Raw genomic sequence first — 16,475 nt, 5'->3', positions numbered from 1 at the left:
GGCAGATCGCTCAACCAATTAGGACGGAAGGAACATCCCATGACAATGATCAGCAGTCTCGAGACCTCACGCAGGCACGCCGAGGTCCTGCGCAACCTTCGCGCGCTCGGTCCCACCCTCCGCGAGCGTGCGCTCGCCAACGAGCGCGCCGGGCGGCATTCAGATCAGACCATCGCCGATCTCGATGCAGCCGGTGCATTCGCCATCGCCAGTCCCGCCGAGTTCGGCGGCGACGAACTGTCGGTGCGGCAGCAGCTCGACATCGTGATGGAGGTCGCCAAATGGGACGGATCATGTGGATGGACCGTGTGGGTCGCGGCGTCCACCAACTGGATCCCGGCCGGCATGGGACCGAAGGTCGTCGAAGAGGTCTATTCGCAGAAGTGGGTCGGGCCGCGCGTGGCCGGATCGAGCCACTTCCCCGCATCGAAGGGGCGCGCGAGGAAGGTCGAGGGCGGCTGGGTGATCTCCGGTGGCCCGTGGACGTTCGGAAGCGACGCGCTTTGGGCCCCCTATACCAATCTCGGCTGCATCGCCGAGGAGGGTGGCGGCAAGTATCTGGTCGGCGCCCAGGTTCCGCGCGACCAGCTCCGCTTCCTCGACGATTGGAAAGTGGCGGGCATGAAGGCGACCGGCAGCGTTTCCCTCGAGCTGAACGAAGCCGAACTGTTCGTTCCCGAACATCGCGCGATCGACTTCCGGGACGTTACGGGACGCAAGCTCGACAGCGGTCTCGCCGGCTCGCTGTGGCAGGTGCCGACGCTCGGTTGGGCGTTCAGTCTGATGAGCGGGATGTCCGTCGGCATCGCCGAGGGAGCCCTGGAGCGCTTTCTCGACCGTTCGGAGGGCCGACCCATCCGTGGCACGACCTACAAAAATCAGCTGGAGGCCCCGCTGACGCACCTGCTGCTTGCCGAGGTGCATTCGAAGATCAAGGCGGCGAAGCTGATCGCGATGGCCAATGCCGAGGAGACCGACCGGCTCGGGCAGCTCGCCGCGGACGGGACGCCCGCCGAGCCGGCATACATGCAGAAGTTCAGCGCCCGGGTTCTGGTCGAGACCGCCTATGCCGCGAAATGGTGCGCGGAGGCGATCGAGATCCTCCAGCGGAACTCCGGGTCGACGGCGATTATGGAAAGCGAGCCCATCCAGAGGGCGTGGCGCGACGCGAGGGTCATCACCCTGCATGGAGCGCTCAACCTCGAGGCTTTGTCCGAGAACTACGGACGACTGATGGCCGGAATGCAGCCGCACAACTTTGCCGGCATAACCACGCTCGACCGCTTCTCGCCGGCGGCGAAGCAGGCCGCGCTTGTCGACAATCACGTCCACTGAGGTCAGGGCGGGACCTGCGCAGCGGACCAATGGGGGAACGATGTTGAACTCGATCGTGAATGGCATCGACGACCGGGTCATGGAGCCCGGGCGGCCGCTCGAGGAGCGTGCCTATCCGGGCTTCGAACCACGGCAGATCACGGCGGATGGCCTGACGATCGACTACGACGTCGCGGTGACGCTTCGCGACGGCGTGAAGATCTATACGGACGTCTATCGCCCGGCGGGGGTCGATGGTCCGCTCCCGGCGATCGTGCTTTGGAGCGCCTACGGAAAGCACTACCGCTGGCCTAGGCCTGTCCGGACGCTCTTCACGCAGGGCGCGGACGTGTCCGACTATGCGCCGATCGAGGCCCCGGATCCCGTCGTGTGGTGCCCAGCCGGCTACGCGATCGTGGTGCCCGATCCACGCGGCATAAACTCGTCGGAGGGGGACGCGACGGCGTGGTCGCCGCAGGAGGGCGACGACATCCACGACACTATCGAGTGGATCGCTGAACGCCCGTGGTCGAATGGCAAGGTCGGAATGGGAGGTGCCTCCTACTTCGGCATTGTGCAGTGGTTCGCCGGCGCGACGCGCCCGCCGCACCTCGCCGCGCTGCTACCGTATGACGGAATGAGCGACCTCTACCGCGAGATCGGTTTCCATGGCGGGATGCCGAACCCGGGGTTCGTCGACTTCTGGAACGCGCAGGTGCGCGCATCCCGTGCGAGAGCGGAGAACTGGGTGACCGCGATGCGTCTCCACCCGTTCTTCGACGAGTATTGGCAGAGCAAGGTTCCCGCCGTCGAGAACATCGACGTACCCACCTACGTCGTCGCGAGTTGGAGCGATCATGCCGTCCATACGCGGGGCTCGCTGTCCGCCTTCACGCGGCTGGGCTCGAAGGACAAGTGGCTCGAGGTGCATGGCCGGAACAAATGGGCGAGGATGTACACCGACGAGAGCCTGAGGCGTCAGATCGCATTCTTCGACCGCTTCCTCAAGGGCGTTCCCAACGAGGTCGACGGCTGGCCGAAGGTGCGGCTCGAGGTCAGGGAGGGGTTGGACGTCGGGGAGGAGCGGGCCGAGGGGGAATGGCCCCTGGCGCGGACGGAGTATACGCCGCTGTGGCTCGACGCATCGACCGGCTCTCTCAGTCGGGATCCCGTCCGTGACGCCTCCGCCGTCTCATACGATGCAGCCGCGACCGAAGCGCATGCGGTCTTCTCCCATGTGTTCGATCAGGACACCGAGCTTACGGGCCACTTCAAGCTGAAACTCTGGGTCGAGGCCCTCGGAGCTGACGACATGGACCTGTTCGCCTCGGTACAGAAGTTCGACGCCACGGGCGAACTCGTCAATTTCTACTATATCACGAGGTTCCGCTTCGGCCACGCCGCACACGGCTGGCTGCGCGTCTCCCACCGCGAACTCGATGAAGCGCGCAGTACACCGCAACAGCCTTTTCACCCGCACACCCGTGAACAGCTATTGAAGCCCGGAGAGATCGTTCCGGTCGAGATCGAAATATGGCCCTCAAGCACCCTCTTCCGGGCCGGCGAGACCATGCGGGTCGTGGTCATGGGCCGGGATCCCTTCCCCGCGTCCGACGCGCCCGGCGTCGGCATCGCGATCCATCCCGTGACGCGCAACGTCGGCAGACACGTCATCCACACGGGCGGAGCCTACGACAGTCATATCCTGCTGCCCGTCATCCCGACCTGAATTCCGATCCGCCGTCCGCGTCAGGTCCTGAGCGGGAGGACCGTGGCGGTCTCGGTGGGCGGCGCGAACCGGGCGATGCAGAGCAGACCGAAGGCAATTGCTGGAAATAGGGGCAGCATCGTCAGGCCGCCATCGTAGGATCCGGTGCGGTCGAAGACGAGGGCCATGGCCACGGGTCCCACGACGGCGCCGAGTAGCGTCAGGGCGAAGCAGCTTCCGAAGATCCGTGCGTATGCGATCCTTCCGAAACGACGTGCGATCACAAAGCCGAGGACGTCGATCTCGGCGCCCTGAACGGCTCCGAGCAGAAATCCCGCGGGCAACACCCATCGCAAGCCTTCAAGGAGCAGGAGGAATCCGACGGCCTGTCCGAGGAGGAAGACGCCGGCGACGCTACGGACCGAGAATCGGTCGAGAAGCATGCCGGTGAAAAGACGGCCGACCAGCGAACCCGCCGATCCGATTGCGACCACAGATGCGAGCAGGTCCGTGGACGCACCTCGATCGGACAGCAGAGCAGGGAGATGCGAATTGCAGCCGACGACCGCGAAGATCACAAGGCAGAACGATGTAGCATACAGCCAGAAATCGCGGGTGCGGAGGGCCGCCCCCAGTGTCTCCCCGGATTGGAGCGACTGAGCCATCCCGTCTCTTCGTTCGACTGCGGGTAACGGTCCGCGATTGTCCCTTACGAAGAAGAGGATGTTGACGACTCCGACGGCCAGCGCGGTCATGGCCACCGTCAGGAACGACGCTCGCCAGCCGTGCATCGCATTAGTGCGGGCGATGATCCAGGAGAAGACGCCGACGCCGGCCGCGAGGCCCGTCGAGGTTATGGCGAGGGCGAAGCCGAGGCGCCTATCGAACCAACGCTGCGTCAATCCGAGGAACGCGGGATAGCTCGCCAGGCCGCTGAGCATCACCGTCACCGCGATCGTGACGGCGAAACCGACATAGGAGGATGCGAGGGATAGGGCGGCATAGCTGCCGCACCCCAGCAATGTGCCGACGGCGATGATCCGGCGGGGCCCAAAACGGTCGACGAGATATCCGGCCAAAGGCATGGCGATGGCGTTGAACATGGCTGCGATCGAGATGAGGTAGGAGAACTCCGTCCGGGACCAGCCGAACTCGCTCGTGACCGGTTTGAGGAACAGGCCCATGGGCACGAGGAGTATGGCGGGCGTGGCCACGCTCATACCGATGAAGCAACCCAACAACACGATCCAACGCTGCACGCAGGTTCACCCTTCCATTCGTCGATCGCGTCTGACGGACGCGGCTTCGGCTGCCAATGACGCGCCCAGGCGCCGCGCATGTGCTGCGAAAGCGACCTTCATCTCGAAGTGCGACGGGACCAGGCCGGGCGGTCGAGACCTTGTTCGCGACGAACGGCCGGCGAATGACGCAGCACCGCTGCCATCGAGGAAGACCCGGTGACCGGCGACGACCACATGCCAGATGCGAAACCGATACGACCTGTGGTATTGCGTCCGGGGGACCAAAACGGCAATGTCTCAGTCTGATCAAGGTGACTGGGTGACATGAAGACCGGCGCACGCGGGCCTGCTCTGGCGCCGAACCCCGAACAGCCGCGTCCCCGCCGGGTGAAGCTGGTGGACGAGATCATCGAGACCCTACGGCAGGACATCGTCACACGCCGTCGTCCCGATGGCGACCGCTTGCCGACAGAGAGGGAATTGTCCGAACAGTTCGGCGTCAGCCAGTCGACTGTCCGCGAGGCCATCCGCGCTCTCGAGACGCTCGGCCTCATTGAGGTGCTGCACGGCAGCGGCTCGTTCGTCAGGAGCCAGGGCCAGTTCGGTCTCGCATCCGCGTTGCAGACTCTCCTCCAGCTGCAGAGCGTTGGCATAATGGAGGCGCTCGACATCCGACAGGTGCTCGGCCGGCATTCCATCGGATTGGCGGCCATCAACATCACCGTCGGTGAGATTGAGGAGATAACGGCGATCTGCGACCGCTTCGAGACACCCAGCACTATGAAGAGCGTCGAAGAGGTCATCGCCATGATCGTTGCATTCCAGCGCGCCGTCGCTGCAGCTTCACACAGTCCCCTTCTGCTTTCCCTCGAAGCATTTCTACTGGGACTTCTGCATGAAGTGCAGCTCAAGTCGTTGTCCGGTCGTGGCGTCCGATTCTGGCACGCGCGCGCCATGGAGTTCCAGCCCCATCGGGTGGCCATCCTCGAAGGCCTGAAATCTGGGGACCCGGTCGTCGCACGTCGGTCGATGGACTCGTATTTCGTCGCGCAGCGCAACAGGTTCGAGGCCATCGGGAAGGTCCACGAGCTGAACCTGTCCGATCCCGGCTTGATCGACGTGATCGGGGAGATGGTGCGGCAGTTCAAGGCATGAGCCACGTATTCCAGCCGGCCCCCGACATGCGGGAAGCCGGCTGAAGACGTCGTACGTCTTGCTCCGTACCGACCGTCCCGACGAGACGAGGGTAGGGACGGTGGATCGCCTTCGGACGATCACATGCCAATGCGAGCCGCCCGTTCTCCTACTTGGATCGCCCCCGTAGGCCATATCGAGCGCCGCCGTCATCGAAGCGACAGCAGGGCGTCCGCGTTGCCGTGCGCGATCCTCGTCCTGTCGGCAGGTGACACGGGGAGGCATCTCAGGAATTCGGCGCCGATGGCATTCGAACTGAACGGATAATCGACGGAGAACAGGATCCGGTCGGCGCCGAATGTGAGCAGGGCCGCGATGAACGGCGGCAGGGTGAAAAGGCCGCTGGTTGTGATCCAGACCTGGTCGAGGATGGCACGTGCGATGGAGCGGTCGAGCTGGCGTGCGGCGAAGCTCGTGAACACCTCGTCGGCACGTCCCATCATCGCGGGCAGACCCTCCCCCATGTGTCCGATGATCAGCTTCAACCGCGGATGCCGCGCCAGGGTGCCTGAGACGACGAGACGCAGGACGTGGAGCGCGGTTTCGGCATGCCAGCCGAAGCCTGGACCCGACAGCAGCATGGACGCTTCTTCGGGGAGATCGGCGTAGTATGCGGAACGGACCGCCGCGGGCGGCGGGCTCGGGTGGAGATACAAGGGGACTCCGAGCGACGCGGCACGGGAGAGGATCGGCTCGAAGCCGGGAGCGTCGAGGAAGAGTCCGCGAGTGGTGCCGTTGATCAGGGCGCCCTTCAGTCCGAGATGCGTGACGGCCCTATCCAGCTCGTCCGCAGCTGCCTCCGGATGCGCCATGGGGAGGTGGGCGAAGCCGGAGAAGCGCGTCGGATGCTCGTCGGCGATCCGGCGCAGCTGGTCGTTATAGTCGCGGGCGAAGCGCAGGCCTTCCTCCGCCGACAGCAGATCGGCCCCCGGACCGCCCGCGGAGAGGACCTGCATTGTTATGCCGGCACGATCCATGTCGGCCAGTCGGATCGATCCAGCTTCCTCCAGGGCATCGGTCGTCGCCATCCGGGATGGTTGCCGCTCCGGATTGGGCCAACCGCGCGCGACCAGCGCATCGGGTGAGATTCGCGCCATCAGGTCGGGTGCGATGAAATGCTCCTCGATCGCTACGATGCGCAACGTCCCCGCCTCCGACGATACTGAAAAAACGACATGGGCGGCGTCACACCCCGGGAGCCCGCTGAGCATCCACCCGTCGGCGGTGGATGTCGTATTGGCAGCGGACGAACTTAGCGTAGGTGGTGGGCGGCCTGCCGAGCAGCCATGTCAGGACGTTGGCGTTGCCAACAAAGTCGTGGGAACTGTAGCGGGCGCTGATCGCGCGCATGAGGCGCGCCTGATACGGGTGCCGATCCACATCGCCGTAGAGTTCGGTGAGGAACGTCTCGCAGTCGATCTCTTCGACGGCGATGCCGCGACCCACGACTGCCGTGATGATCTCGCCGAGATCGTGCCCCGTGAAGCTGCCGGGAGCGGCGAGCTCATATGTGGCGCCGGCATGCCGCTCGCCATTCAACAGGACGGACGCGGCCACATCGGTGACGTCATCGAGTGCGACGAGCGACTGGCGGCGTTCGAGCGACCATGAGAGCCGGAACACGCCCCGTTCGAAGGCCGGCTTGAGACGGTGCGCCAGCATATAGTTGGCGGGCTGCAAAATCGTGAAGTCCATCCCCGAGGAGAGCAGATGCTCCTCGACGTCGCGTTTGATAACGTGCTGGATCAGATCCGTGGTTATGGCGTGCAGCACAGACGAGAAGACGAATGCCCGGACCCCGGCACGGCGGGCCGCGTCGACCGCTGCAAACCCCATCGTCCGCTCATTCGGATGGAGCGTCGGGCCGACGTAGTAGACGCTTTCGACGCCCTCCATCGCGCTGGTCATCGTCAGCGGGTCGGCGAGATCGCCGACGACGACGTCGGCGACGCCCGCCGCCCGGAGCTGCGCTTCCGATGCCTCCGTCCGCACGCACGCCCGGATGTCCGCGCCGGCCTCCAGCAGCTTTGGGATCAGCAGCCCGCCCTGATTGCCGTTGGCGGCCGTGACCAGGATCACCGTCGTCGCTCCGACACGCGCACGTCAGTTCGCCGCCGCCAGCGCAGCGTGCAGGTCGAGCAGTTCGCGAACCTCTTGCGACGTGCGGCCGCGTGCAATCCCGCACCGCGTCGCAAGGCCGAAGGACGGGAGCACCTGCGTGGCCAGGGCGATCCGCTCTTCCGCTGCATGCCTGTTCCCGACGCCGTAGACGAGACCCAGATAGAGCTGGGTTTCAGGACGGAGGCGAAGAGCCCTAAAGCATTCGAAGAACGCCTGGTCGGCATGCGCCGGGATCGGCATGTGCACCCAATTGATCGGACGGTCGATGCGTTCGGACAAACTGTTGTATAGATCGATCATCGCCGTCGGCGTCGAAGGCTTCTCGACTTGGCTGGCGTTGAAGTCGCCGTAGCAGAAGTGGTAGCCGTGCGGAACATCGGCCGGCACCGTCTCCGAAAGGCGCTTCATCCGCGTCAGGACGCCTTCGCGCCCGTCCTTCCCGAGCAAACCCCCTGCGTTCCCGTGCGCGTCCCATTCAATCATCTCGGGAGCGACGTCCCATTGGAACGCGAGGTCCTCGTGCGGGATGCGGCGCGCGATCTCGGCCAGCTCATCCAGCATCGCCATCGTGTAGGCTTCCTCGACCGCCGCGAAGGCGTCCGGCGTCAGGAACGCCTTCAGGACCGCGAACGGGGTCGGCATGCCGACCTGCATGCGGACGCGTGGACCGACTAGGCCGCGTTTCCGCGCAGCGATGAAGTCGGAATAACTCGTTCGCGCTTCGCGCGCGTAGCCGAGTTCGGCGAAGCGGATCTCGCTTTGGCGAACTCCTGGATTGAGCTCGAGAGGGACGAACCTGTTCGGCGGCACGGGTCTGAGGAACCCGTAGGAACGGAGCACCGGAAGCTGATAGGTGACCCACTGCCTGCGGCCGGCAACTTCGCCGTCTGGAATCTGACGGACATGGTCGCCCAGACAGGCACCGACGCCTTCGAACACCTCCTCGGCGGTGTCGAGGCCTATCGTTCCCACGAAGTACACGGGTCGCGACATCAGTTGATCTCCGATCGTTAAGGCTGACGTCCAGCTTCTTCCTATGAGTCGTCGAGCCTCAGGACAGGAACATCATCACGCCGATGACGAGGACCGACGCCGTTAGGCAGGCGGCGCAGAGACAACCGAAGCTGCTCTGCGCTATGAGAGGGTCGCGATGCATGATCCGCTCGACCTCCGCCGTCTGTTCCGCCGCGAAAGCGGATCGCCCCCTGAAGACCGACCGCACGAGACGGACGCCGGGCGTCCCTTCTCGACACATGGCCATCAGATCCCGCGCCGTCCATCAATCGGCGACACGCCAGATTCCCGTCTAAAAGCTGAACTTCACCGATCCCTCGAAGGTCCGGGGCTCACCTGGGAGTTCCTGCGGGTAGGTCACGGTGTCGAAGGCGAGGATGCCCGCGATGTATTGGTGATTGAATAGGTTTCGGACGAAGCCACTGACCTGCCAGTTCTTCCAGGTGTAACTCGCGTTGAGGTTGGTGACCGCGTATCCGGGCGTGCGGTATAGCGCCAGCACCTGTGCAGTGGTGACGCCCGGCGCGATAACGCCGGGAATCCCCGGATAGGCGGTCCCGGCGGGAACGCCCTGGTAATCGTTGTTGTAACTCGAGGTGTAGCTCTCCTCGGCGGTGAGGAGGAATTTTCCGGCCCCGACGGGGGCGGTGAAGGTGATCGTGCCGTTCGCCGTGTTCTTCGGCGAACGGACCAGGGCGACGCCGGTGAAATCGACCTGGGGAGCAGGTGCGGCCGGCAGGTTGTAGCGGGTGATCTTCGACTCGGCGTAGGTGTACTGAACACCAAGCCTGAAGTTGCTGCTGAGGACCGCGAGGGCGTCGATGTCGATGCCGCGTCCGCGTGCGTTTCCGGCATTCGTCACGAGCGGCGTCAGGGCGCTGTTGATGAAGACGTTCTGGGTGATCTGGAGGTTCTTGTATTCGTTGTCGAACAGAGCCGCGTTCAGCTGAAGGTGCCGGTTCAGCAGTTGCGATTTTATCCCCAGCTCGAACGCGTCAACGCTCTGCGGCCGGTAGTTGATCAAGGCCGCTCCGCCGACATTCAGGCCTCCGGGGGAATTGCCACGCGAGTAGCTGCCGTAGGCGATTACGTCAGGCGCGATCTTGTAGCTCAGATTGGCCGTTCCTGTAGTGGCGTCAAAATTTCCGCGCCGCTGGGTCGTCGGTTGGGCGGGGATCAGGCCGCCGGCTGCGGTGCGCAGGAAGCTGCCGGTCGGCCCTGACAATTCGTCGCGGCTCTGCCGCAACCCGACGGTGAGGTTCAACGCGTCGGTGATGTCGAAGCCGATCTGGCCGAACGCCGCATAGGCGTCGGTCTTGGTGTAGATCGGCTGGAAAAGCGCATTGATGGGCACATGCGGGATGACGAGACCGTCGAAGAACGCCGAGCCCGGACCAAAGTTCGCGAAGGCGTGGTTCGGGTCCAGCGCCTCCCCCCCGCCCTGCCGGGCTTCGACGTGGAGGTAGTAGAGGCCGGCCAGATAGGTTACGCGGCCGATCTTGTTGGTCAGACGGAATTCCTGCGAAACGCGTCGTTCGTCGAAGAGCGTGTCGCCGCGGGCGTATGCCAGCCGGGTCAGATCGAGCCCAGTCAAAATGTCCTGATGGCTGTGCTGATAGTCCGTCAGTGACGCCAGCTCGCCGACCGGGGTCTTAATGCGCAGATCGAGCGTGACCTCCTGGCCGGTGGTCTTCGCCGACTGCGGATTGACGTAGATCGCGTCCCAGACAGTCGGGCCGAACTGGAGAGCTGTCCGGACCGCCGGATTGAGCGGATCGCCGAACAGGTTGTTCTGTCCGAGCGGCGGCGAGTTGCGACCGCTGTGCGTCAGGCCCAGCGGAAGGTTGTCGTCGATGAGTGTGCCCGTCAGCCGCGCGGTGAAGGAGTCGCTAGGTTCCCACAGGACCTTCACGCGGCCGATGGTGCGGTTGTAGCCGCCGCCCCGGTTACCGGTGAGCGAGTCGTAAACGTAGCCGTCCCTCTTCTCGCGCAGGCCGAAGAACCGGACCGAGAGAGCGTCGGTCAGAGGAACGGAGACCGCGCCCTGAACATGCCACAGTTGCTCCGAATGCACGGAGCTGCCCCCGTAACCGGCGTCGAGATACCCCGAGAACTCCTTCGCCGGATCGTTGGAGACGATGTTGATCGCGCCCGTGAACGATGAACGGCCGTAGAGCGTGCTCTGAGGTCCCTTCGCGACTTCGATGCGGCCCGTGTCGATCCGGCTGCTGAGCGCGACGAGCGGAGGAGCGATGAACACGCCGTCCTGGAAGATGCCAACCGTGGAATTGACGGCGTTTCCGGCCTGCGTGCGGTTGCCGAAGCCACGGATGCCGACAGTCGGGATGGGGCCGAAGGTCTTGAACGTGACGCCGGAGACCAGCGCCTGGATGTCTGCCAGCGAGTTCATCGTCGCCACTTGTTCGCCGGTCACAGCGGATACGCTGGCGGGAATGTCCTGAAGCCGCTCCTGCACACGCCGCGCCGTGACGATGATGTCGCTGAGCTGGTCCGTGCCGCTTGCAGCCACGGCGGGTGAGGCCGGCGCCGCTTCTTTCAGTGCCGCTGCGGCTGACATCTGGGCCGCTGCGGGAAACGACGCGCACATGAGCAGCGCGAAGACGGATGTGCTGGTCGGCCTACCGAGCGAGGCCACACGTTTGACTAACTTCATCGAATGCGAGTCCGCCGGAATGCCGAGCATCCGCCCCTCCCCTTAACAAGCTGTCCCTGATGCCGGGACTTGTAATGAGAGCTACCTCATTATGAGATAGCCGTCAACGTAGGTTTATTGGGTCTGGCCGGTGTTGGCGGTTGCAGGTGGCGGTGTTCTTATTTTATCCACGATAGAGCAGTGCGTTTCGAACCGATCTAGTCGAGAAAGTCCGATGGTGGCGGGGGGCCCCATACCGAAAGCGCCTCGTCAGCAACGTCGTGCCGTTCCGATCGGTGTCCTCGGTGGAGGATGTCGCCGTCGGCGTAGTGCTCAATGACGAAGCCCGAGCAGTCGCGCCAGTAGTCGAACACCTGACTCCCTAGAATGTGGCGTCCGACGCCCCAGAACGGCTTCCACCCTCGCGCCTTGAGCCATTCATTGCCCATCATTACCTCGTCGGGATCCTGCACCTCAAACGAGCAGTGGTGGACATGCGTCGTCGGCGACGCGAGGAAGAAGACACTGTGGTGGTCCACCCACTCGACGCCGCGATCGACCCGCATGAATGCCGCGACATCGTCGCCGGCAGGCCCCGCGTGCAGAGTGTCCGATGCGGTCATGCCGAGGTTGTCATGATACCAGGCGAAGCTGCGTTCGAAGCTGCTTACGTTGAAGCCGAAGTGGCCAAGCCGGCGGACGCGCGCCGGGCGCCGCTCGAAGCGCTGGAATTGCCCGAAGCGCTGCTTCCTGTCGCCGAAATTGACGATCGTCGCGTCGGTTCCCGCAAGGGGTTCCAGCGTTTCGCGTCCCGCGATCAGGTCGATGCGGAAACCGTCGGGATCCCGTAGTTCGACATACGATCCTCCACCGGGTCCAGACAGCGGCCTCACCGGCGAAGCGCCGATTATTGTTCGCGACGCCCCGATCAGCGCATCGACGTCCACGACTTCGAAGCCGCCGGCGATGAACTCCCGAGGTCCTTCGTGAGCGACGTAGCAGTAGCCGCCCGCCTCGACTCCACGGAAGTAGCGCGTCGCCCCCGTCCCCCCGCACGCGGTGAAGCCGAAGTCGCTGAGGAAGCGCTCGGCCTCCGCCAGGGACGGATGCTGGTATTGCACATATGCCGGACCGAGCACATTCACGCTCATCAGCGTCGATCCTCCGATGCAGGTAGCGTGTCGCGACCCGACGCCTCGACTGATCGCGCCCGGCCACGTCCGTCACCGGAACGGTCCCGTCCCTCATGGATCGCCAGGTGTCCAGCGAAGAAGGTGGAGATGAAATCGGAGGCGTTCATCGGCCCGGTCATGGGACCGAACATCCGCAGGTGATCCGCGTCGGTGCTTCCGGGCCATGCATGGCCGGCTCCGACGAGACCATACATCGTCAACATAGTCGCCGATGCGGTCGAATATCGCCGAAGGCGGCCTCCGACGACCGGGACGTCGGATGGCGTGTGAGGACAACCCTGCATCGCCGCATAGCGTTCGCCTGCAGCCTCGACCCCAATGTCCCATCGGTCGCCGTCAGCGCCATGATATGGATTGACGATGTCCTCCACGCCGTGGAACGTGATCGTCGGCGGCGGAGCGCGATGCCCGCCAGCGACGGCGCGCAGCCCGGCCACTAGACCCGCAGCCGACCAGCGGGATCGTCCTCGGACAACGAGATGCGAGGCGAGTCGGGCTCCGCCTGAATAGCCGGCGATGAACAACGGCTTCGCCCCGATGCTCAGATCACCCTGGACCTTTTCGACGAGTGCCTCGATCCAGCCGCAGTCGTCGACGCCGGTGGGCGCGGGTCCGTTCCCGCCCGGCAGCGGCGCTCCCGGAACCGCCCAGGCGAAGCCGGGTGCCGACGCCGTTGTTATCCGGAAGGGAATGACGCCCTGGGGGAAGAGAACGGCGATGCCCTGGGCGAGTAGACGTTCCGCGAGACCACTGAGTTCGCGCTGCCGGCGTGCGTCCAGACCACTGCCATGGAGTTCGACGACGAGGGCCCTGACGTTCCTATCCAGAGGAAGCATGAGCGCGGCAGGACGAGGCCGCGCCCGTCGGGGCGCGAACATGAGGTGCTGCTCCACGACTTCTCGATTGAAGGTCACGGCTCTTCGCTCGCGCAGGGCGTTTTCCGAGCCGTGGCCCGTCCCACTCGACCACGGGCCCCGAGTGGGCGGCACCGTTTGGACGGCGCGGGGGATCCCGTCGTGCGGGGTCGATTGGCGCTCATCAGCCAGCCCGATCGCCTAGAGCGATGGTGACGGTGTGACGACGATCATCGCCGCGGGCGTATCGGTGAGATTCAAGACCGCTCTCGCTTCGCCCGCCGGCACGAAGATGCTATCCCCGACCCGAAGCTCATGCAGCGCACCGTCCTCTTGCTCGACCACGATCACGCCGTCCGTGACGACGTAGATCTTGCCGATCACCGCCGCATCCATGGGAATGACCGCGCCGGCGATCAGGGTCGAGTGTCCCACGAGAGCGAAGTCGGCCGAGCTGGCTTCACCGCCCTGAAGTCTACGCGCCAGCACGTCGTCGTGGTCCGGAGCACTGTAGAACGGAGCATCCGCGAACCTGACGACGTCCATTTCGATCTCCTTTGGTCCGTTCCGTGGCTCGAACGGCTCAACTGTTTCACAGCCACGCATTGACAAGGTGACCCGGTGACTTAGTAGACCGAAGTCGTAGCGGTCAAGGCGTTCCGACGACAATAGGGCCGTCATCCGCACCACGGTCGCCGAGGCCGGGAGGGATCAAGAATTGGACGGCATTCCCGATCTCGATGTAGATAGTTCCGAGTTCCGCCGGATACTGTCGCACTACCCGACGGGCGTGTGCGTCGTGACGGCGGCTGGGCCCGCCGGCCCAATCGGCATGGTCGTCGGATCATTCACGTCGGTTTCCCTCCAGCCGCCGCTTGTCGCATTCCTCCCCGACCGCCGGTCCACGACGTGGCCGAAGATCGAGGCGGTCGGCTCATTTTGCGTGAACGTCCTCGCCGAAGGACAACGCGAGGTGTGTGGGATGCTCACCTCAAAGGAGGGAAGGAGGTTCGACGCGATCCCTCATCGCCAGTCGGTCGGCGGATCACCCATCCTCGACGGCGTGGTCGCGTGGATCGACTGCAGGCTGCATGCGGTACACGAGGCTGGGGACCACTTCATCGCGATCGGCCTTGTCCGTGCGCTGGACGTCGAGTGCTCCGGTCGGCCGATGGTCTTTCTGCGCGGCGGTTATGGCGGTGCCCGGCAGTCCAACGAGATCAGCGACGATGCCGCTAATCTGGAGGGAAATGTCCGATGACCCAATGCGTTCGGAGCTCGGATACCGTTGCGGTCCGAATCTGGTCGGCAACACGTCTGGCCGCACGCGGTCGAACTGATCGGCGGCCGGCGATGTCATCGGGTCTTCCGCCCGCCGTCAAACGACCGGTGGCGTCATCGGATCCATCGCCCCGCGCAGAATGGGCGACCGTCTTCATGCAAGGTGCAGATCATGTTTGACGTAGCGATCGTCGGCGCGGGCCCCGTCGGCCTCTTCGCGGCTATGTTGCTTGAGCGCCGCGGACTGTCGGTCGGGCTCTTCGAGCGCTGGCCGGATTTCTACCCTCTGCCTCGCGCCTGCGGCGTGGATCACGAGATCGTGCGCCAGCTTCAGAGCATCGGGCTCGCCGACGAGATGTCCCCCCTCCTCGATCCCGTGATCGGGCCCGACAAGACCTACAAGTTCCTCGATCAGCATGGCGAAACGCTCCTTAAGATCGACTGGAACCGTCCTGGCGCTTCCGGCTGGGCGCAGATGAACATGTTCTATCAGCCCGACTTCGAGCGCGTGATGCTCCGCCACCTCGAAGCGTCACCGCGGGTCGTCATTCGACGCGGACGAGCGCTTGTCTCGCTTGCCGAAGATGACGACTGCGTCACGCTGACTTTCGCGGCTCCGGACGAAGCCTCGGGCCTTGCACATGTCGACGCCCGGTTCGTGATCGGGGCCGATGGTGCGAGGAGTACCGTGCGCGATCTCCTGGAAATTAGTCAGACGGACCTTGGGTTCGCCTACGACTGGCTCGTCGTCGACGTTGTGCCACCTGAGGGGCGGGTCTGGGAGCCATACGTAGTACAGCACTGCGATCCTGCGCGGCCGACCACCCTCGTCGGAAGCGGGCCGGGCCGGCGGCGCTGGGAGTTCATGCGGATGCCTGGCGAGAGCGTCTCCGATCTGAACACCGAGGCGATGGCATGGAAGCTGCTTGCGCCGTGGGGCATCCGGCCGGAGAATTCCAAGGTCGAGCGACACGCGGTCTACACCTTCCGGGGCGCGTGGGCGGACGAATGGCGAAAGGGACGCGTCTTCCTCGCCGGTGATGCGGCGCACCTCATGCCGCCGTTCCTAGGCCAGGGCCTTTGTTCGGGCATGCGCGACGTTATGGCGTTGGGCTGGCGTCTGCCGCTGGTGCTGTCCGGCGAAGCCGGTGACAGCCTACTCGCTTCCTACGGCCCCGAACGCAGTGCCCACGTGCAGGAGATCATTGATCAGGCAGTCGAGATCGGCCGGCTGATCTGCATGCTGGATCCCGACGAGGTCGCCGATCGGGATGCGCGGATGAAGGCCGCGATGAGGGACCCGGCATTGGCGTTGCGGCCACCGCCAGAGCCAAAGCTGGGTGACGGCGGCGCGTTTCTCCGCGAGGACCCGAATGCCGGTTCGCTGGGCGTTCAAGGACGAGTACGCCGAGACGGGCGCGAGGGGCTGTTCGACGATATTATCGGACCCGGCTGGCACCTCTTGCTGCGATCCCGCATGGACGGGTCGAAGCTCAGTGAGCGCGCTCGCGAAGTCCTGCAGCGTCTCGAGATTTCCGTCGCGGACTTCGGTGATGGATCGCATACGGTCGACCTTGACTACACATACGCCGACTGGTTCGATCGGCTCGGCGCGGACGCCATCCTGGTCAGACCCGACTTCTACGTGTTCGGCACCGCGAAGTCCGACGGGGTCGACCACCTGCTGGCTACCGCTGGCGATTTGATCGGTTTGACTTCGCAGGTAGGCGCGACACGAACGTCGCGGAATGTTGCATCGTCCAACTTGGAACCAAGGATGCAATCTTGAAAATACCGTCGACATCAGGCCGGTGAACTGCCCGCCAGCTTCGGCGTGGCGGAGATTTCAATCGACCTCGGTAAGATCCGCTTACGAGGTTGGGTCGCGATGGGCAAAGTCGG

At 64.5% G+C, this 16,475-nt stretch carries 13 protein-coding genes; 5 read left to right on the top strand and 8 right to left on the bottom strand.

Annotated features, from left to right (window positions below; genetic code table 11):
• Positions 1-39: 39 nt before the first annotated feature.
• Together KZX46_RS22270 and KZX46_RS22265 are read left to right on the top strand one after the other, a co-directional pair.
• The gene (locus KZX46_RS22270; protein ID WP_219777245.1) at positions 40-1,335 is read left to right on the top strand and encodes an acyl-CoA dehydrogenase family protein; all 1,296 of its coding nucleotides are present in this window, start codon (positions 40-42) and stop codon (positions 1,333-1,335) included.
• 40 nt (positions 1,336-1,375) lie between these two features.
• Complete coding sequence (locus KZX46_RS22265; RefSeq protein WP_219777244.1) at positions 1,376-3,043, top strand: CocE/NonD family hydrolase; 1,668 nt, start codon at positions 1,376-1,378, stop codon at positions 3,041-3,043.
• A 20-nt stretch (positions 3,044-3,063) separates the two neighbouring features.
• On the opposite strand, the gene KZX46_RS22260 is transcribed toward KZX46_RS22265, so the two are convergent.
• Positions 3,064-4,281 carry an MFS transporter gene (locus KZX46_RS22260; RefSeq protein ID WP_219777243.1) on the bottom strand — a complete coding sequence of 406 codons (1,218 nt, stop codon included), beginning with the start codon at positions 4,279-4,281 and terminating at the stop codon, positions 3,064-3,066.
• A 306-nt stretch (positions 4,282-4,587) separates the two neighbouring features.
• Between KZX46_RS22260 and KZX46_RS22255 the strand changes: the two genes are divergently transcribed.
• Positions 4,588-5,418, top strand: coding sequence for a FadR/GntR family transcriptional regulator (locus KZX46_RS22255; RefSeq protein ID WP_219777242.1), 831 nt, complete (start codon positions 4,588-4,590; stop codon positions 5,416-5,418).
• Between the two features lie 188 nt (positions 5,419-5,606).
• On the opposite strand, the gene KZX46_RS22250 is transcribed toward KZX46_RS22255, so the two are convergent.
• From KZX46_RS22250 to KZX46_RS22220, 7 genes are all read right to left on the bottom strand, one after another.
• Positions 5,607-6,599 (bottom strand): amidohydrolase family protein, encoded by a 993-nt coding sequence (locus KZX46_RS22250; RefSeq protein WP_219777241.1) that lies wholly within the window; start codon positions 6,597-6,599, stop codon positions 5,607-5,609.
• 43 nt (positions 6,600-6,642) lie between these two features.
• On the bottom strand, positions 6,643-7,536 hold the full coding sequence (locus tag KZX46_RS22245; RefSeq protein WP_219777240.1) for an SDR family oxidoreductase: 894 nt from the start codon (positions 7,534-7,536) through the stop codon (positions 6,643-6,645).
• Positions 7,537-7,560: 24 nt separating this feature from the next.
• Positions 7,561-8,571, bottom strand: a complete 1,011-nt coding sequence (locus tag KZX46_RS22240) for a hypothetical protein (protein ID WP_219777239.1) — start codon at positions 8,569-8,571, stop codon at positions 7,561-7,563.
• Positions 8,572-8,884: 313 nt separating this feature from the next.
• Entirely contained in the window at positions 8,885-11,296 is a 2,412-nt protein-coding gene (locus tag KZX46_RS22235) for a TonB-dependent receptor (RefSeq protein ID WP_219777238.1), read from the bottom strand.
• A 167-nt stretch (positions 11,297-11,463) separates the two neighbouring features.
• Positions 11,464-12,396, bottom strand: coding sequence for a VOC family protein (locus tag KZX46_RS22230; RefSeq protein ID WP_219777237.1), 933 nt, complete (start codon positions 12,394-12,396; stop codon positions 11,464-11,466).
• Entirely contained in the window at positions 12,396-13,316 is a 921-nt protein-coding gene (locus KZX46_RS22225; protein WP_219777236.1) for a PHB depolymerase family esterase, read from the bottom strand. Before KZX46_RS22225 ends, KZX46_RS22230 begins: the two co-directional genes overlap by 1 nt.
• Before the next feature lie 177 nt (positions 13,317-13,493).
• Complete coding sequence (locus KZX46_RS22220) at positions 13,494-13,838, bottom strand: cupin domain-containing protein (RefSeq protein WP_219777235.1); 345 nt, start codon at positions 13,836-13,838, stop codon at positions 13,494-13,496.
• A 172-nt stretch (positions 13,839-14,010) separates the two neighbouring features.
• Between KZX46_RS22220 and KZX46_RS22215 the strand changes: the two genes are divergently transcribed.
• Together KZX46_RS22215 and KZX46_RS22210 are read left to right on the top strand one after the other, a co-directional pair.
• Positions 14,011-14,553, top strand: a complete 543-nt coding sequence (locus KZX46_RS22215; protein WP_219777234.1) for a flavin reductase family protein — start codon at positions 14,011-14,013, stop codon at positions 14,551-14,553.
• A 192-nt stretch (positions 14,554-14,745) separates the two neighbouring features.
• Entirely contained in the window at positions 14,746-16,362 is a 1,617-nt protein-coding gene (locus KZX46_RS22210; protein ID WP_219777233.1) for a bifunctional 3-(3-hydroxy-phenyl)propionate/3-hydroxycinnamic acid hydroxylase, read from the top strand.
• Positions 16,363-16,475 lie beyond the last annotated feature (113 nt).

Source organism: Polymorphobacter sp. PAMC 29334 (assembly GCF_019431245.1).
GTDB classification, from domain to species: Bacteria; Pseudomonadota; Alphaproteobacteria; order Sphingomonadales; family Sphingomonadaceae; genus Polymorphobacter_B; species Polymorphobacter_B megasporae.
The sequence above is the reverse complement of the archived record's forward strand: the minus strand, read 5'-3'. Positions and strand labels throughout refer to the sequence as shown.